General features: G+C 66.0%; 12 protein-coding genes and 1 pseudogene. 9 read left to right on the top strand and 4 right to left on the bottom strand.

The features are described from left to right. Nucleotides 1-865, bottom strand: a pseudogene (locus ACP7EY_RS02265) (IS110 family transposase); the annotation flags it as partial. 121 nt (nucleotides 866-986) lie between these two features. After that, the gene (locus ACP7EY_RS02270; protein WP_426190050.1) at nucleotides 987-1,439 is read right to left on the bottom strand and encodes a hypothetical protein; all 453 of its coding nucleotides are present in this window, start codon (nucleotides 1,437-1,439) and stop codon (nucleotides 987-989) included. Nucleotides 1,440-1,827: 388 nt separating this feature from the next. Here ACP7EY_RS02270 and ACP7EY_RS02275 point away from each other — a divergent pair, with 388 nt between their 5' ends. The 3 genes from ACP7EY_RS02275 (at nucleotide 1,828) to ACP7EY_RS02285 (ending at nucleotide 5,657) form a co-directional block, all read left to right on the top strand. After that, nucleotides 1,828-3,615: a serine hydrolase domain-containing protein gene (locus ACP7EY_RS02275; RefSeq protein ID WP_426190052.1), complete on the top strand. Its 1,788-nt coding sequence runs from the start codon at nucleotides 1,828-1,830 to the stop codon at nucleotides 3,613-3,615. Nucleotides 3,616-3,742: 127 nt separating this feature from the next. Further along, complete coding sequence (locus tag ACP7EY_RS02280; protein ID WP_426190054.1) at nucleotides 3,743-4,444, top strand: response regulator transcription factor; 702 nt, start codon at nucleotides 3,743-3,745, stop codon at nucleotides 4,442-4,444. Next, the gene (locus ACP7EY_RS02285) at nucleotides 4,437-5,657 is read left to right on the top strand and encodes a sensor histidine kinase (protein ID WP_426190056.1); all 1,221 of its coding nucleotides are present in this window, start codon (nucleotides 4,437-4,439) and stop codon (nucleotides 5,655-5,657) included. The genes ACP7EY_RS02280 and ACP7EY_RS02285 overlap by 8 nt, the downstream gene beginning before the upstream one ends. A gap of 74 nt (nucleotides 5,658-5,731) precedes the next feature. Here ACP7EY_RS02285 and ACP7EY_RS02290 read toward each other — a convergent pair whose 3' ends face one another. After that, a complete protein-coding gene (locus tag ACP7EY_RS02290) occupies nucleotides 5,732-7,834 on the bottom strand; it encodes a putative bifunctional diguanylate cyclase/phosphodiesterase (RefSeq protein WP_426190058.1) in 2,103 nt (700 codons plus the stop codon). 98 nt (nucleotides 7,835-7,932) lie between these two features. Further along, nucleotides 7,933-9,222 carry an MFS transporter gene (locus tag ACP7EY_RS02295; protein WP_426190060.1) on the bottom strand — a complete coding sequence of 430 codons (1,290 nt, stop codon included), beginning with the start codon at nucleotides 9,220-9,222 and terminating at the stop codon, nucleotides 7,933-7,935. 228 nt (nucleotides 9,223-9,450) lie between these two features. On the opposite strand from ACP7EY_RS02295, the gene ACP7EY_RS02300 reads away from it, so the two are divergent. The 6 genes from ACP7EY_RS02300 to ACP7EY_RS02325 all read left to right on the top strand — a co-directional run bounded on the left by ACP7EY_RS02300 (nucleotide 9,451) and on the right by ACP7EY_RS02325 (nucleotide 17,678). Continuing rightward, nucleotides 9,451-10,794, top strand: coding sequence for an MFS transporter (locus ACP7EY_RS02300; RefSeq protein WP_426190062.1), 1,344 nt, complete (start codon nucleotides 9,451-9,453; stop codon nucleotides 10,792-10,794). A gap of 86 nt (nucleotides 10,795-10,880) precedes the next feature. Next, nucleotides 10,881-12,512, top strand: a complete 1,632-nt coding sequence (locus tag ACP7EY_RS02305) for an alpha-D-glucose phosphate-specific phosphoglucomutase (RefSeq protein WP_426190064.1) — start codon at nucleotides 10,881-10,883, stop codon at nucleotides 12,510-12,512. Between the two features lie 23 nt (nucleotides 12,513-12,535). Next, the gene (locus tag ACP7EY_RS02310; protein ID WP_426190066.1) at nucleotides 12,536-14,191 is read left to right on the top strand and encodes an alpha-amylase family glycosyl hydrolase; all 1,656 of its coding nucleotides are present in this window, start codon (nucleotides 12,536-12,538) and stop codon (nucleotides 14,189-14,191) included. A gap of 65 nt (nucleotides 14,192-14,256) precedes the next feature. Then, complete coding sequence (locus ACP7EY_RS02315) at nucleotides 14,257-16,104, top strand: glucokinase (RefSeq protein WP_426190068.1); 1,848 nt, start codon at nucleotides 14,257-14,259, stop codon at nucleotides 16,102-16,104. 107 nt (nucleotides 16,105-16,211) lie between these two features. Beyond that, nucleotides 16,212-16,475: a hypothetical protein gene (locus ACP7EY_RS02320; protein ID WP_426190070.1), complete on the top strand. Its 264-nt coding sequence runs from the start codon at nucleotides 16,212-16,214 to the stop codon at nucleotides 16,473-16,475. A gap of 9 nt (nucleotides 16,476-16,484) precedes the next feature. Beyond that, nucleotides 16,485-17,678: a DUF2325 domain-containing protein gene (locus tag ACP7EY_RS02325; protein WP_426190072.1), complete on the top strand. Its 1,194-nt coding sequence runs from the start codon at nucleotides 16,485-16,487 to the stop codon at nucleotides 17,676-17,678. Nucleotides 17,679-17,686: the final 8 nt, after the last annotated feature.

Consider the following 17,686-nt stretch of genomic DNA (forward strand, 5'->3'; position numbering starts at 1 on the left):
AGGGCGTAGATCACTGCTCTGGCGCCGTGGATTAACAACGTCCGAAGATAACAGTCTCCCCGCTTGCTAATTCCGAGCAATGTCGGCTTGCCTCCGCTTGAATGCTGTTTTGGCACCAAGCCCAGCCAAGCTGCGAGCTGACGCCCGCTGTCGAAACTCTTGGCATCGCCTACCGCTGCGACCATTGCACTAGCGGTGAGCGGTCCGATACCAGGGATTTTTTCCAACTTGCGCGACAGTGGATTGCAACGATGCCACAACTGGATCTGCAGTTCCGTCTCATCGACTTGCCGATCAAGTACTTTCAGATGCGCCAGGAGTCGTTGCACCAGATTCTGGAAAACGCCACGTAGTTCGTCTTTCGCTTCCTCAAGCAGCAATGGGACACGTTGATATAGATGTGTGATTCCCTGCGGAATAACCAGGCCAAACTCAGCTAGAAGACCGCGGATCTGATTCGCTTGTGCCGTGCGTGCGCGAACCATTCCCAGCCGAGCTCTATGCAACGCCAACACCGCTTGCTGCTCGACATGTTTGATCGGCACGAAACGCATCGTCGGGCGCGTTACCGCTTCACAAATCGCTTCCGCATCTGCCGCGTCATTTTTATTGGACTTCACGTAGGGCTTGACGAATTGCGGCGCCATGAGCTTGACAGTGTGCCCTTGGCGCTGCAGCTTACGAGCCCAATAATGAGCGCTGCCACATGCTTCCATACCAATGAGACACGGCGTCAGATTGGCGAAGAATACTGCCATCTCATCCCGTTTGATCTGCTTTTCAGTACTGCCTTGCCATGGTCATCGATCCCATGAACTTGAAATACGTTTTTTGCCAGATCGATGCCAATAGTTGTAACCATCATGATGGACGCCTCCCTCGATAAGTGGTTCCTCGACACGTCCACTTTGGAACATCTGATGCCGATACGGGTGGGGGCGTCCATCCCATTGAAACCAGTCTATCACTGAGTTTCCAAGGCGCATTCATTGTCGGTGCACACGCCATCTCTGGCCGAATCGACTGAACGCCACTCCCGCGACGACACCAACGCAGGGTCCAAACGTCCAGATCAACAGTGTCACTGTTGATGCATGAAGCGGAAACTGTTCAAAGAACGTCGTCAGCAAACTCAATAGGGCAAGTCCAAAGGCGAGCGCACGGTACCTTCCGCCGGACAAGAATCCGCCGAGCGCGCCAGCGCAAAACGAACTGAGACCGATCGACAATTGAAGTGCGTACCACAGCGGATGACTGCTGTCGAAAGGCGCCTCCAGCCATCGTCCGGGATTCTCGCTCTGGCGTGACAGGAAGCTAAAACCGACCAGCACGAGCAGCGGGACAATCGTCTTCAGGCCGAGTTGCGCAAGCCATCCGACCGTGAGGCCCAACCATAGTTTCGCTTTTTTGGGCGGCTCTGCCGGAGGTGATTCGCGCATCTTGTGGGTGGCTGGCCTTGGTGAAAGAACGGGTGGTGTGCTTGTGCGCTGCTGGCTAAAAACAGTCTCGACGTCAGATCATGTACGGGGGCCGTTCTGCGCGAACGGGGATTGCCAAGCGTCCGCTTTTTGCCGATCACGGCCGCTGCATGGCCCAGTGTACGAGAATGTTACTATTCATGCAATCTTTCACGTTTCGGCCGTGTTTTGCAAGCCCCGCTAGCGGGAGAAGATGTCGGTAGCGCGGTGCTGGTTCGCCCCAGTTCGCGTTTTTACACAGCCTGGACACGGTGCGGACAGCCATCTCCATCTGGCGCCAAAATTTCACGCCGGTTTCACCGTCGCCATCCTATCCTGCGCCCTGGTCCACCTTTTCATCGCAAACACATTGAACAAGATCATCGCGTCACTGGGACTGCTTCTGAGCCTGTCAGTCATCGCCAGCCCGCTACAGGCAGCGCCGGATGTTGGTGCGGAAGTCGCCAGGCTCTTGCGTGAGCAGGGACTGCAGGGCGCGGTCTGGACGACGCTGGACCGGCAAGGTGCTGCTGGCGTCAGCAACGCACGGACCGGCGCACCGATGGCTGTCACTCAGGCGGTGCAGGTCGGTTCCATTGCCAAGACGGTGCTCGCCGTCGGCATCCTGCGCCTGGTCAGCGAAGGCCGCCTGTCCCTCGATGCACCGGTCGCGCAACTGCTGCCTGGCATACGGTTCGACAATCCCTGGGAAGCGAGCGACCCGGTGCGCGTGCGCCACTTGCTCGATCATACGGCCGGGCTGGACGACGCGCGTCTGTGGCACGTGTTCAGCATGCGCGCCGCCGCCGATACGCCACTCGCCGCGGCCTTCCCGCCCGACACGGGTTTGCTGCGTGTGCGGCAGCGTCCCGGCACGCGCTGCTCGTACTCGAACCTGGGCTACACGCTGCTCGGCATGGTCGTCGAGGCCGTCGCCGGCCAGGCCTACGAGTCCTATCTGGACCTTGTACTGCTTGCGCCACTGGGAATGCACGACAGCAGCTTTGCCTTCCATACGCAGGAGCGTGAGCCGCGCCTGGCCATGGGGCACTTCGAGCATGGCGTCGCGCATGCGGCGGTGCCTACTTACGTACGGCCAGCCGGCCAGTTCACCACCACCGCCGCCGACATGGGCCGCCTCGCGCGTTTCCTGATGAGCGATGGCCGGCTTGCGGGTCAACCGTTTATCGATGCGGCGCTGCTGCGGCAGATGGGCGAGCCGCTTACTACCGAAGCGGCCCGCGCGGGCTTGCGCGCGGGCTTTGGCCTGGGCTTGCGCCGCGTCGATCGGCACGGTGTCCTGGCCAAGTGCCACGGTGGCAGTACGGTCGGCTTCCGCGCCATGCTGTGCCTGTTTCCGGATACACAGCAGGCATTCTTTATCGCCATCAATTCCGATAGCGAAGTCGCCGACTACGCGAAATTCGACGCCATGCTGATCCGCGCGCTCATGCCCGCCGCGCCGCGCACGCCGCCGCTTGCTGCGCCGCGCTTCGCGAACGGCGCACGGGACGGCTGGTATGTGGCCACGCCGAATCGTTTCCACACCTTCCGCTTCATCGATACGGTGTTCAACCCGGTTCACGTCAGCAGCGACAGGCAGTCGCTCACGCTCGTGTCACCGCAGTCCGCCGCGCTCACGCTGCAGCACGTGGAAGGCGGGCTGTTTCGTGCGCCTGACAAGCAGCAGGCATCGCACGCCTTCATGATCGCACCGGCAGGACCGGCAGTCATGAGCACCGGGACCCAGAGCTACGAGCAGGTGCCGCCGTGGTATCTGCCCTTGCTGTGGTTCAGCACAAGCGCCGGCGTGCTCGGGCTTGCCTATATTATCGTCACGCCGCTCCTGCGGCTTGCCAGGCGCCGCATGGCGTGGCGCGATCCCCTGTTGGCGCCCTTCGTCGGCGTGCTGGCCCTGCTGCTGCCGCTTCCCTTGTTCTATCAGCAGTCCTTCCTGCAGCTGGGAGAGCTCACCGCTGCCAGCGCGCTGCTCGCTGTCGTTACCGCGGCGCTGCCTGCGACGATGCTCGCCGGGCTGGGGGGCGTGCTGCGGCGGCGCCACAGTGCGCGCGCGGACGCGATCGCGATGCTGGCGGTTCTGCAGTTGAGCGTGCTGCTCGCATGCTGGGGCCTGCTGCCGCTGCGCCTGTGGGTATGAGTACCAGCGCCACGCCGACGCGGGCTATACTGGCGCGCATTGCTCCGTGCGAGCAGCCCTGCGGCCAGTCGAACCGCCTTTTTTGCAGCCGCAGCCGAAGCTGTCTGTCCGTCCTGGCATGGGAACCATGAACCGTAGCGCCTTGAGCATCCTGGTGGTGGAAGACCACCCGACCATCGCGCGCCAGATCGTCGATTTTCTGGACGGTCTGCGCTGGCACACCGATCACGCCGCCACCGGCCGCCTCGCCATCGATCTGGCCACGCGCGAGCACTACGACGTCGTCCTGCTCGACCTGAACCTGCCCGACATCGACGGCGTGGAGGTTTGCCGCGCGATCAAGCAAAGCGCGCACTGCAACGTAGCGATCCTGATGCTCACGGCGCGCGACGCCTTCGAGGACAAGGCACGCGGCTTTCATGGCGGCGCGGACGACTACCTGACCAAGCCTTTCGATTTGCGCGAACTGGCCCTGCGCTGCGAAGCGCTGGCCAGGCGCCGACAACGCCATGTCAGCGCGACGATACGCGTCGGTGATCTCACGCTCTTGCCGCGGGAAAGGCGCGCCCTGTACGGCGAGCTGCCACTGGCGCTGACGCAGACGGGCTTCAGGATCCTGGTGTTGCTGGCTTCCGCCTACCCGCATGCGCTCTCCCGCTCGGCCCTGATGCACGAGCTTTGGGGGGCGCAACCGCCTGACAGCGACGCCCTCAAATCGCATATCTATGCGCTGCGCAGGCAGCTCGACCTGGCGGGCGGCTTGAACATGATCGCCACCATCCCCCAGCTGGGCTATCGACTCATGGCGCCAGCGGCCGACCATGTTTAGGTCGATTCGCCATGGCCTGTTTGCCGCACTGGCCGGCTTTACCGTATTGATCTGCGTGTGCTACACGGGGCTGATCCTGGTCATCGCGTATGTGACCGAAGACATGCTGATCGACCGCCTCCTGCAGCGCGAGGCCGACACGGTCATTGCGCACGCGCGCCAGCACGGCACGGCCGGCCAGCCATCGAACGAGATGATCCGCGCGTATGCCAGCGTGGCGGCGCTGCCTCTCCCGGTGCGCGAGGCGGTGCGCTCTGGTCGCCGGCGTGCGGAGATCTTCACCGATACCGGCCGCCACTACCATCTGCGCACCATCGTCCTGGCAGCGGGTTCTGGCACGCAAAGCCTCTACCTGGTGGCCGATGTCACGCCACTGCTGGTGGTGTCGAAACTCGTGCGCGAAGTCGGGGGCGTGCTGGCCGCCGTGGCGCTTGGCCTGATTGGCCTGGCCTTGTTGCTGGCCTACCTGCTTTCCAGGCGCCTGGTCGCGCCCCTGCAGCGATTGGCGAGCGAGGTACGCGACATCCGGCCGGGAGCGCCAATCGAACTGGGCGCCCGCCGGCGCCGCGATGAAATCGGCTACCTCGCAGACCGACTCGGTAGCACGATCGCGGAACTGCACGCCGCCCTGGCACGCGAACAGGCATTTACGCGCGATGTCAGCCACGAGCTGCGTACACCGCTGACGGTGATGAAGAATACCTTCGTCCAGTTGGGCGTCCAGCCGCCTGGCGAACGCGACGTGGCGCAGCTGCGTGCCGGCGTCGATGCCATGGCCGATACCGTCGGCGTGCTGTTCGCCCTGGCGCGCGCCGAGCATATCGCGGACCAAACGTTCGACCTGCGCGGATGTATCGAGGAATGCCTGTTGCGCCTGGTCGATGACGACTGGACCGGCGAACGCCTGCTGCTCGATCTGCCGGATCGCCTGCAGGTGACCGGCAACCGCCATCTATCGACCCTGCTCATGAATAATTGCCTCGGCAATGCACTGTTTCATGGCGGGCCAGCCTCCAGGCTGGAACTGACGTTTGCGCAAGGGCGGCTGACCGTGAAGAACAGCGTGGATCCCTGCGCGGGCGGCGCGATGCAAGGCTTCCTGCACGGCCAGAATCTGCTGCTGCGCATTGCCGCCGCCATGGACTGGGACGTGTGCCTGCATGCCGGTGTGCGGGACTACCGGGTGGAGATCGTGCCCCGGCGCGATAGCTGAGCATCGAACGATTTCCCCTTGCATGAGAACCTTGCGATCCATGCAGGTAAGGCGATCCTGAGTCCGACAGGCTGCTAGGCGTCGGCGGCCACCAACTGCTCGAACTGCGCCAGCGGCATCGGCCGCGCCAGCAGATAGCCCTGCAGCGCGGTGCAGCCGGCCGCGTGCAGCACGGCCAGTTGCGATTCCGTTTCCACGCCCTCGGCGGTGCTTTGCAGACCGAGCTTGCGGGCGAAGGCGATGATGATTTCGACGATGGCGGCCGATTTCGGGTCGCTGTCGCAATCGCGCACGAAGGACTGGTCGATTTTCAGGCTGACCAGGGGAAAGCGGTGGATGTAGCTGAGCGAGGAAAAGCCGATGCCGAAGTCGTCGATGGCGAAGTGCAAGCCGCCCCGCTGCAGCGCAAGCATGGTCTGCAGGGTCTGTTCCACGTTGTCCACCAGCGCGCTTTCGGTCAGCTCCAGCACCAGCCGGCGCGGGTCGGCGCCCGCTTCGGCCAGCAGCGCCAGCGCGTGGCGGGCGAAGTCCGGCTGGCGCAACTGGTGCGCGCTGACGTTGATCGACAGTGTCAGCAGCGACAGCCGGGGATCGCGCGCCCACTGCGCCAGGCACGCGCTGGCCTGGCGCAGCACCCAGTCGCCGATCGGCACGATCAGGCCGGTCGCTTCGGCCACCTCGATAAACGCGCCGGGGCTCACCAGGGCGCCGCGCGGATGGTGCCAGCGCAGCAGCGCTTCGGCGCCCACCACGTGGCGCTGCAGGTCGAACTGGGCTTGAAAGTACAGCTCGAACTGCGCCGCCTCGATCGCCGTACCGAGCTGCGTGGTCAGTTCGGCGCGCCGCTCGACAGCCTGCTGCATCGACTGGTCGAAAAACCGCACGGTGTTGCGCCCGGCCGCCTTCGCTTCGTACAGGGCGATATCGGCTTGCTTGAACAGGCTGTCGGGCGAGGACCCGGCCGCGCCGTCGAACAGCGTCACCCCCATGCTGGGCGTGATGCTGTGGCTATAGCGGTCGAGCCGGTAGGGGGCGCTCAGCACCGCCGTCAGGCTGGCACACACGCGGGCCGCCTCGGCGCGCGCCTCCTCCAGGCAGGACCAGGCGGCGTCGAGGATGACGATGAATTCGTCGCCGCCCAGGCGGCCGACGAAGGCGCTGGCGCCGACGCTGGCGCGCAGGCGCTGCGCCACTTGCTGGAGCAGCAGGTCGCCCACGTCGTGACCCTCGGTGTCGTTGAGGGTTTTGAAGTAATCGAGATCGATCACCAACAGGCTGCCGCAGTGCCCCGTGCGCGCGCCGGCGGCCAGCGCCAGCGCCAGCCGGTCCTGCAGGAAGCGGCGGTTGGGCAGTCCCGTCAGGTAGTCGTGGTTGGCCGAGGCGGTCAGGCGCCGCTCGAGGTCCTTGCGCTCGGTCAGGTCGGTATTGGTGCCGGCGACCCGGGTGGCGGCGCCGGCGCCGTCACGCACGATGAAGCCCTTGCTTAGCACTGGCACGTAATGGCCCTGGCGATGGCGCATCGAAAATTCGATGGCGTAGCTTGATTCACCACTGGTCAGGATGTTTTTGAGAAAACTGTCGACCCGGTCGCGGTCGCCCGCGTGCACCAGCGAGGACCACAACTGGGGGCTGGCCGGCAGCGCGTCGGCGGGGTAGCCCAGCATGTCCCACCAGCGCGGCGAGTAATACAGCTGCTGTGTCACCAGGTCCCAGTCCCAGCTGGCCTCGTCGGAGCCGCGCAGCACCAGTTGCAGGCGCTGTTCGGACCGTTGCAGGGCCTGCTCGGCGGTTTTCAGCGCCGTGCAGTCGGTAAAACACACCACCGCCGAGTGCAAGGCGCCGTGGGCGTCGAACACGGGATAGGCGTTGCAGATGAGCCAGCGGATGGCCCCGCCCTGGCGTACGCCCAGCACCAGGTCGGTGACGGCGCTGCGCTCGCGCAGGGTGCGGGCGGCGGGAAATTCGTCCACCGCCATCGGCGTGCCGTCGGGGTGGATGAAGTGCCACACGGGGTCGCGCGTCACTTTGCCGCGCAGCTCGGCGGCGCCACGGCCCAGCAAACGCTGGGCAGCCAGGTTGGCCGCCACGATGGCCGAATCCTTGTCGTGCACCACCACGCCGGCTGGCAAATGGTCCAGTAACATCGTATCAAGGACGATGGTGGTCGATGTCTGCAAAGACCTCCCTGCGTAAAGGTGAACTATTTACCAGGGTCTATTTTGCCATTGCCTTGGCGCGGCGGGCGCACTGCTGCGGCAGCGGCCGCGGGGATGGTTCAATGGGCCGGCGCCAGCCTGGCTGGCGCGGCGTCCGCCAGCACCGCCTTGTTCTCTTTGACCAGGCACCACAACAGCGCCGAGACAGCCAGGCAGGCGCCGCAGATATAGAACAGTACGTTGGTGTCGGCGGCGTCCCTCATGACGTAGCCCACGCCCGTCGACAGCAGTTGCGGCAGCACCACCGACAAATTAAACATCCCCATGAAAAAGCCCATGCGGCGCTTGTCGACCTTTTCGCTCATGATGGCGAACGGCAGGCTGACCACGGCGCTCCAGCCGATGCCCACCAGCGCCATCAGCGCGTACAGGCGGTGCGGCGTGGTGGCCATGGTGGCGATGGCGAAGTAGGCGGCGGCCATGATGGCCATGCAGGCGACCTGGGTGCGCACGCGGCCGATGCGGCGGGCGACGGGCGCCAGCACCAGCGCCGGCAGCACGAAGCCCACCACGTTCATGACGGCGAACGAGATGGCGATCACGTGGCCCGACTGGGCGGCGATGCTGGCCGGGGCGACATCGCGCACGACGATGTGCTGCTGGATAAACGCGATGATGTAGACGAACATCGACTGCACCCCCAGCCAGGCGAAGCCATGGGCAAAATAGATGCGCCACAGCTGGCCCCATTCGGTGGGCGTGGCGACGATGGCCTCACCCTGGTTCTCGATACGCAGCGCGCGCGGCTCCGTCACGAACCACATCGGCAGCACCGAGAACGCCAGCACCACCACCACGCCGATCGAGATCAGCGCGTAGTTGTCGATGAAGGCGCCGATCAGGTAGGCCAGCACGCCAAAAAAACCGGAGATGGTCTGCATCCAGGTAAAGCCGCGGGTGCGGGCGTCGCCCTCGGGGGTGACGTCGGCAATGAGGGCGCGGGTGGGATTGAAGCCGATATTGATCGACAGGTCCAGCGTGAGGGCGACGATCACCGCCACCACCAGCAGGTTGCCGATGCCGAGCAGGCTGGCCACCTGGTCGATGCGGGGCAGCAGAAACACCATCAGCGCCGCCAGCACGCCGCCGACCACGATGAAGGGGCGGCGGCGGCCCCCCCAGAACCACACCTTGTCGCTGATCAGGCCGATAATGACCTGGCCGAGGATGCCGGCCAGCGGACCGGCCGCCCAGACGATGCCGATTTCGTGGATGTCGAGGTGGTACTTGGTCGAGAGCAGCCAGCTCAGCGCCGAGATCTGGATGCACAGGGCGAAGCCCATCGCCGTCGACGGCAGGCTGATGATGGCGTTGAAGGCCGGCGTCAGGCGCCGTTGCATGTCCAGCATGGTGTCTCCAGAAAGAAGGGTGTGTCTGTTCTTTGACTACAAAAGTATTGCTGTCTTTGCAGCAGTGCCGGCGATTCTACTATGGAACGGTTTAGATTGACACTCAGAAAAGCCCATGTTACTTTCCTACAAATATTGGCCCATCCTGCCTGCTCGCGCGTTCGCGGCGGCAGCGCACAAGGCCGCCAGGCCGGCGCCAAGTCCGGCTGGAACACTCCCGGAGACCCGATGGACCAGCACGCCGTTCTTTCCCCCCTTGCTCGCAAGCCGCGCCTGACATTCTGGCAGCTGTGGAACATGAGCTTCGGCTTTTTCGGCATCCAGTTCGGCTTCGCGCTGCAAAACGCCAATACCAGCCGGATTTTCTCCACGCTGGGCGCCCAGCCCGACGACCTGGCCCTGTTCTGGCTGGCCGCTCCCGTCACCGGCCTGCTGGTCCAGCCCATCATCGGCTACCTGAGCGACAACAGCTGGCACCCCACCTGGGGCCGGCGCCGGCCGTTCTTCTTCGCCGGCGCCGTCGCCGCCTCGATTGCCCTGGTCCTGATGCCCAATTCGCCGGTGCTGTGGATGGCGGTGGCGGTGCTGTGGCTGATGGACGCGGCGATCAACGTGTCGATGGAGCCGTTCCGCGCCTTCGTCGGTGACAAGCTCGATCCGGCCCAGCAGACCGCCGGCTACGCCATGCAGACCTTTTTTATCGGCTGCGGCGCCGTCATCGCCTCGCTGCTGCCGACCATTTTCTCGGACGGCTTCGGCGTCTCGAACGTGCCCGTCAACGGCATGATCCCCGACACCGTGCGCTTTTCCTTTTATGTGGGCGGCGCCGTGTTCTTCCTCGCCGTGCTGTGGACGGTGCTGACGGCGCGCGAAACGCCGCCCGCCGACCTGGCCGTCTTCCGCGCCCAGCGCCAGCGCAACCGCAGTTTCGGCGGCGCCGTGCGCGGCATTTTCGGCGGCCTGCTGCAGATGCCCAAGACCATGCTGCAACTGGCGCTGGTGCAGTTCTTTACCTGGATCGCCCTGTTCGCCATGTGGATTTACACGGGCACCTCGATCGCCGATACCGTCTTCGGCAGCAGCGACCCGCAGTCGCCTGCTTACCAGGCGGCCGGTAACTGGGTCGGCGTCATGTTCGGCGTCTACAACGGTGTCTCGGCGCTGGCCGCCTTCATCTTGCCCGTGCTGGCCAGATGGACCAGCCGCAAGGCGGTGCACGCGGTCTGCCTCGTCATCGGCGGCGCCAGCCTGGCCAGCCTGTTTTTCATCACCACCAAGACCATGCTGCTCGTGCCGATGGTGGGCGTGGGCATCGCCTGGGCCAGCATCCTGACCATGCCCTACGCGATCCTGGCAGGCGCGCTGCCGCCGGCGCGCATGGGCTATTTCATGGGGCTGTTTAATATTTTCGTCGTCATCCCGCAGATTCTGTCGAGCCTGCTGCTGGGCTGGATGACCACCCACGCCTTCGGCGGCCACAGCGTCAAGACGCTGGTGCTGGGCGGCGCCTGCATGGCCATCGCGGGCGGCTTGACCTTGTTCGTGACGGACCGCGCCGACCCGGCCGCGTGAGGGGAAGGGCACAGCGGAACACCTCGACGCGCCCGCGTGTGATAGCGTATTGAACTTACGACAACTCATTCACAGCGAGACCCCCGATGTCCATCCTCACCGTCGCCACCGTTCCCTTCGCCGGCCAGCGCCCCGGCACCTCCGGCCTGCGTAAAAAAGTCACCGAATTCCTGCAGCCGGGCTACCTGGAAAACTTCGTCGAAGCGATTTTTAATACGCTGGGCGACTGCCGCGGCAAGACCCTGGTAGTGGGCGGCGACGGCCGCTATTTCAACCGCACGGCCACCGGCATCATCGTGCGCATGGCCGCCGCGCACGGCTTTGCCCGCGTGCTGGTGGGGCAGAACGGCATCCTGTCGACGCCGGCCGTGAGCTGCGTGATCCGCAAGCACGGCGCCTTCGGTGGCCTGATCCTGTCGGCCAGCCACAACCCGGGCGGCCCGGACGGCGACTTCGGCATCAAGTACAACGGCGACAATGGCGGCCCGGCGCCGGAAAAATTCACCGACGCCGTGTATGCGGCCACCGGCACGCTGGCACAGTACCGCATCAGCGACGCCGCCGCGCCAGCGCTCGACGCCATCGGCAGCACGCAGTTCGACGGCATGCAGGTCGAGGTGATCGACTCGGTGGCCGACTACGCCGCGCTGATGGGCGAATTGTTCGACTTCCCCGCCATCGCCCGCCTGTTCGCCAGCGGTTTTACCATGCGCTACGACGGCATGCACGCCGTCGGCGGGCCGTACGCCCACGCCATCTTCGAGTCAATGCTGGGCGCACCCGCCGGCACCGTCATCAACGGCACGCCGCTGGAGGATTTCGGCGGCCACCATCCAGACCCGAACCCCGTCAGCGCCGCCGAACTGATCGACATCATGTTCGGCGCCGACGCGCCCGACTTCGGCGCCGCCTCCGACGGCGACGCCGACCGCAACATGATCGTCGGCCGCGCCCTGGCGGTGACGCCCTCGGACAGCCTGGCCATCCTGGCCGCCAACGCCACCATCGCCCCCGGCTACCGGGACGGTTTGCGCGGCATCGCCCGCTCAATGCCGACCTCGACCGCCGCCGACCGCGTCGCCCGCGCGCTCGGCATCCCCAGCTACGAAACCCCCACCGGCTGGAAGTACTTCGGCAACCTGTTAGATGCCGGCATGGCCACCCTGTGCGGCGAAGAGAGCTACGGCACCGGCTCGAACCACATCCGCGAGAAGGACGGCATCTGGGCGATCCTGTTCTGGCTCAACCTGCTGGCGGCGACCAACAAGCCCGTCGACACCATCGTGCGCGAACACTGGGCGCGCTTTGGCCGTAACTATTATTCGCGCCACGACTACGAGGCGGTCGAGGTGGCGCCGGCCGAGGCAATGATGGCGCAGTTGCGCGAACGGGTGGCCACGCTGGCCGGCACGCAACTGGGCTCCTTCACCGTCGCGCTGGCCGACGATTTTGCGTACACCGATCCGGTCGATCATGCGCTCGCCACCGGCCAGGGCATCCGCATCGTCATGACGGACGGCTCGCGCATCGTGTTCCGCCTGTCCGGCACCGGCACCGAGGGGGCGACGGTGCGCCTGTACCTGGAACAATACGAAGCCGACCCGGCCCGCCACGAGCGCGATCCGCAGCAGGCGCTGGCGCCGCTGGCGGCGATCGCCGAGCAGCTCTCGCAACTGCAATCGCGCACGGGGCGCAGCACGCCCACCGTCATCACCTGATTATTTACTTTACCGGATCACGCATGAAACTACACGCACTTGTCCTCTCACTGCTGGGTTTTGCCACCGCGCTGCCCCTTGCCGCGGCCCCCGCCAGGCCTTTTTCATGGGACAACGCGACCGTGTATTTCGTGCTGACCGACCGCTTCAACAACGGCGACCCGTCCAACGACCACGCCTACGGCCGCAAGGACGACGCGGCGCCCCTGCGCGGCTACATGGGCGGCGATTTTGCCGGCATCACGGCGAAAATCCGCGCGGGGTATTTTACTGACCTGGGCGTGGACGCCATCTGGATCTCGCCCCCCGTCGAACAGATCCACGGCGCCACCGACGAGGGCAGCGGCAAGTCCTACGGTTTTCACGGCTACTGGGCGCGCGACTTCACCAGCATCGACGCCAGCCTGGGCAGCGAAGCGGCGCTGCACCAACTGGTCGACAGCGCGCACGCGCGCGGCATCCGCGTGATCCTCGACGTGGTGATGAACCACACCGGCCCCGTCACCGCCGAGGACCCCGTGTGGCCCGCCGACTGGGTGCGTACCAGCCCCACGTGCACTTACAAGGATGCCGCCAGCACCATCGACTGCACCCTGGTGAGCAATCTGCCCGACATCCGCACGGGCAGCAAGCAGGCCGTCAAGTTGCCGCCGGCGCTGGTGGCGAAGTGGAAGCGGGAAGGGCGCTATGACCAAGAGACGGCGCAGCTGGACGCGTTTTTCAAGCGCACCGGCTACCCGCGCACGCCGCGCTATTACCTGGTCAAGTGGCACGCCGACTGGATCCGAAAATACGGGTTCGACGGCCTGCGCGCCGACACCGTCAAGCACACCGAGCCCGATGTCTGGGCCGACCTGAACCGGGTCGCCAGCGCCGCCTTCGAGGACTGGAAGAAGGCCAATCCGGCCAAGCGCATCGACGACACGCCGTTCTTCAGCACGGCCGAAGTGTACAACTACACGATCGGCCATGGCCGCAGCTTCGACCTGGGCGGCGGCACCCTCGTCGATTACTACGGGCAGGGCTTCCACAGCATGATCAACTTCGGCATGAAGCAGGACGCGCAGCAGGATCTGGAACCGCTGTTCGCCAGTTATGCGCAGGCGCTGGGCGGCCCGCTGGCGGGCGTGTCGGTGCTCAACTACCTCAGCTCGCACGACGACGGCGAGCCCTTCGACGCCGCCCGCGTGCGCGCCATCGATGCCGGCACCCGCCTCTTGCTCACCCCCGGCGCCGCCCAGATTTACTATGGCGACGAAAGCGCGCGCCGGCTCGACATTGCCGCCGCCAGCGGCGACGCCAGGCTGCGCAGCTTCATGAACTGGGACGAACTGGCCCGCAACGACGCGCGCGGCGCGGTCGGCGTGGCCGACGTGCGCCGGCACTGGGCCACGCTGGGGCGCTTTCGCCAGGCCCACGTGGCCATCGGCGCCGGCCAGCACCAGATGCTGCAGGCCTCACCCTACGTCTTCAAGCGCAGCTACGACAAGGCGGGGCTGCGCGACACCGTGGTGGTGGCGCTGGGCCTGCCGCCGGACCAGCGCACGGCCATTCCCGTGCGGGGCGTGTTCAAGGACGGCCAGCGGCTGCGCGACGCCTATTCGGGCACCAGCGCCATCGTCGCCAATGGCGTGGTGGCGTTCCCCACCGCGTCGGCCATCGCCCTGATTTCCGAATAAACCCATTTTGATGTAATAGATGCAATGGGGTATGCTACGCCGACCCCGCAACCGCCCCACCACTGATGAGCAAACCTATCGACGCCGAACAGAAGTACAGCCGCACCGCCTACGCCGACGGCCCCCGCCTGCTGGCCGATATCGGCGCCACCCACGCCCGCTTTGCGCTCGAGACGGCGCCCGGCGTGCTGCGCGCCGTGCGCGTGCTCATGTGCGACGATTATTCGGGCATCGTGCCGCTGCTCCATTCCTACCTGGCCGACCATGCCGGCACGCGCATCCATCACGCCGCCTTCGCGCTGGCCAATCCCATCAGCGGCGACCTGATTCGCATGACCAACCGCGACTGGCAGTTTTCCACCGACGAGGTGCGCCGCGAACTGGGCCTGTCGACCCTCCTGATCGTCAACGACTTCACGGCGCTGGCGATGTCACTGCCGGTGCTGTCGGGCGACAGCCTGCTGCAGGTGGGAACGGGCGCGCCGGCCGCCAACGCCGTCGTCGGCGTGCTGGGGCCGGGCACGGGCCTGGGCGTGTCGGGCGTGATTCCCACGCTCGACGGCTTCGTCACGCTGGGCAGCGAAGGCGGCCACGTCAACTTCGCCCCGGCCGACGAGCGCGAGTTCGCGATCCTTCAATTTGCCTGGAAGGAGTGGCCGCACGTGTCGAACGAGCGCCTGATCTCCGGTCCCGGCATGGAAATCATTTACCGGGCGCTGGCCGAGCGCAATGGCGTGGCGGCGGCGCCGCGCACCTCGCCCGAGATCATCAGCGGCGCGCTCGAGCAGCATGACGCGCTGTGCCTGGAAACGCTCGAGTGCTTCTGCGGCATGCTGGGCGGCGCCGCCGCCAACCTGGCCGTGACGCTGGGCGCCTTCGGCGGCATTTTTATCGGCGGCGGCATCGTCCCGCGCATGGCCGAGTGGTTCGCCAGTTCGCCGTTCCGGGCCCGCTTCGAGGCCAAGGGGCGCTTCACCGATTACCTGGCGCAGATCCCCACCTACGTCATCATGACGCCCAACCCGGCCTTCTACGGCGTCGCCACGATCCTCTCCGAGCACCTGCGCGGCCGCAGCGGCGCCAACACCCTGATGGAGCGCGTGCAGCACCTGCAGCACGAACTGTCGCCCGCCGAACAGCGCGTGGCGACCTTGGTGATCGAGCATCCGCGCAAGGTGCTGGGCGAGCCGATCGCCGAAATCGCCCGGCTGGCCGAGGTCAGCCAGCCCACCGTGATCCGCTTCTGCCGCTCGCTGGGCTTTCTGGGCCTGGCCGACTTCAAGCTCAAGTTCGCCAGCAGCCTGACCGGCACCATCCCCGTGCGCCACAGCCAGGTGCGGGTGTCCGACAGCACCCACGACCTGTCGGCCAAGGTGATCGATAATACCGTTTCCGCCATCCTGAAATTTCGCGACCAGCTCGACGTGCTGTCGATCGACCGCGCCATCGGGCTGCTGCGCAAGGCCAAGCGCGTCGAGTTTTACGCGATGGGCAATGCGCGCGTCGTCGCGCTGGACGGCCAGCACAAATTTTTCCGCTTCCGCATTCCCACCGCCGCCTACGGCGACTCGCACCTGTTTCAACTGGCCGCCGACCTGCTCAAGCCGGGCGACGTCGTCATCGCCATTTCGACCTCGGGCCAACTGCCCGAGCTGCTGGCGGCGGTCGACACGGCGCGCGCCGCCGGCGCCGACGTCATCGCCATCACCAGCAGCAAATCGGCGCTGGCGAAAAAGGCCAGCATCTGCCTGGCGGTCGACCACAGCGAGGACAGCACCACCTTCCTGTCGATGATTTCGCGCATCCTGCAGTTGCTGCTGATCGACATCATGTCGGTCGGTATCTCGCTGGGGGCGCCCGAGGAGGGCCAGGCCGAGCAGAGCCGGCTGCTGATCTCGCACCTGGACAGCTGATCGGTTTACGGCCATCAATGCGAATGATTCTCGTTTACTTATCCTGAATCGTTCGCTATACTCGTTTCATCCAGCGCCGCGCTGGTTCAATGACACGGGAGGGCTGGATGGAAGACCGGGACGGGCAGCATTGTCAACACGTGGGCGTGGCCAGAAATGGCGCCGGCCGCATCACCGTTTGCTGCGAATGCAATGTGGTCCATGTCGAACTCGACTGCCTGACCCTGCGCTTTACGCCGGCCTCGTTTCGCGCCGTCGCCCAGTTGCTGGCGCACGGCGACGCGACGCTCGAGCAGGCGCGCCATGACGCCCGCGGCGCCGAGGGCGGCGCCATCAGCGGCGCCGTGGCCGACGGCCCGCGCCTGCACTAGGGGATCGCCATGTGCACATCGCCAGCGACGCAGACGCCGTCGGAGCAGGCGGCCATCGCGGCCGACATCGACAAGGCGCGCAGCAAGCCGAAACCCACCCAGCGGCGCCACCTGTGGGAGCTGCCCGCCAATGCCCATTGCCCCGTGATTGGCCTGTGCCTGCCCTTGTCGCTGTTGCGCCGGCTGGTCAACAAGGGCCTGGGCGGCAAGGCGCTGGCCGAGGACTACGACCTGCACGTGGGCGCGGTGGCCGAGTGCAAGGCGCGCAGCCGCGTCTCGGTGCTGCTCGAAGACGCCCTCGATCAGCGTTACTGCGTCATGCTGCACAAGTTCAAGGGCGCCCACACGGCGCTGGCGCTCAAGCAGTTGTGGCAGGCGGCCAGGGGCGGCGACGACATGGCCGGCGCTTTCTGGGCGGCGCTGACCCATCCGGCCTGCGACCATGCACAGCAGGACGCGCTGCTGCGCGAGGTGCACATGCTGCACCACCAGGCCTGCGCCGCCCCGCGCACGCCGCCGGCGCACAAGCTCGACGCGGTGCTCGCCCTGGCCGAACGCCGCGCGCAGCAGCTGGCCGAGAAGGCGGGCGAGCTGGCGCAGGCCAGGCTGCTGCTGGCGCACGCGCGCGCCGAGCTGGTGGGCAGGGACGCCGTCATCGCCCGCCTGGACGCGCAGTTGCGCGAGCAGGGCGCCGCCATGCACGACCTCGACGCGCGCGTGCGCCTGCAGGACAAATTGGACCTGCTCGAAGCGCGCGAGCGCGAGCGCCAGGCGCGCATGGCGCAATTGCGCGGCGAACTGGCCGCCGCCCGCCAGCAGCTGGCAGCGCGCGCGGGCGAACTCATCGACGACATGGAAGGCGACGCGCAGGTGGTGGCGCCGCCCGTGCGGCTCGACGACAAGACCGTGCTGTGCGTGGGCGGGCGCCACCGCAGCGTGGCCAGTTACCGCGGCATGACGGAGCAGACCGGCGCCAGTTTCGCCCACCACGACGGCGGGCTGGAAGACAGCGCGGCCATGCTCGACGCCAGCCTGGCCGCCGCCGACCTGGTCATTTGCCAGACCGGCTGCATCAGCCACAGCGCCTACTGGCGCGTGAAAAACCACTGCAAGCGCACCGGTAAGCAGTGCGTGTTCGTCGACAATCCCAGTGCCAGCAGTTTTTCCTTCGGCTTGCAGAAAATCGCCGTGCGCGTCGAGTAGCCGCCGTG

The organism is Massilia sp. DWR3-1-1, from assembly GCF_049898325.1.
Classification (GTDB): Bacteria; Pseudomonadota; Gammaproteobacteria; order Burkholderiales; family Burkholderiaceae_D; genus JAFCUW01.

Coding starts and splice junctions, on each gene's coding strand:
- ACP7EY_RS02300 (WP_426190062.1), top strand. CDS start 9,451: ATGGACCAGCACGCCGTTCTTTCCCCCCTTGCTCGCAAGCCGCGCCTG.
- ACP7EY_RS02305 (WP_426190064.1), top strand. CDS start 10,881: ATGTCCATCCTCACCGTCGCCACCGTTCCCTTCGCCGGCCAGCGCCCC.
- ACP7EY_RS02270 (WP_426190050.1), bottom strand. CDS start 1,439: ATGCGCGAATCACCTCCGGCAGAGCCGCCCAAAAAAGCGAAACTATGG.
- ACP7EY_RS02320 (WP_426190070.1), top strand. CDS start 16,212: ATGGAAGACCGGGACGGGCAGCATTGTCAACACGTGGGCGTGGCCAGA.
- ACP7EY_RS02310 (WP_426190066.1), top strand. CDS start 12,536: ATGAAACTACACGCACTTGTCCTCTCACTGCTGGGTTTTGCCACCGCG.
- ACP7EY_RS02315 (WP_426190068.1), top strand. CDS start 14,257: ATGAGCAAACCTATCGACGCCGAACAGAAGTACAGCCGCACCGCCTAC.
- ACP7EY_RS02285 (WP_426190056.1), top strand. CDS start 4,437: ATGTTTAGGTCGATTCGCCATGGCCTGTTTGCCGCACTGGCCGGCTTT.
- ACP7EY_RS02295 (WP_426190060.1), bottom strand. CDS start 9,222: ATGCTGGACATGCAACGGCGCCTGACGCCGGCCTTCAACGCCATCATC.
- ACP7EY_RS02280 (WP_426190054.1), top strand. CDS start 3,743: ATGAACCGTAGCGCCTTGAGCATCCTGGTGGTGGAAGACCACCCGACC.
- ACP7EY_RS02325 (WP_426190072.1), top strand. CDS start 16,485: ATGTGCACATCGCCAGCGACGCAGACGCCGTCGGAGCAGGCGGCCATC.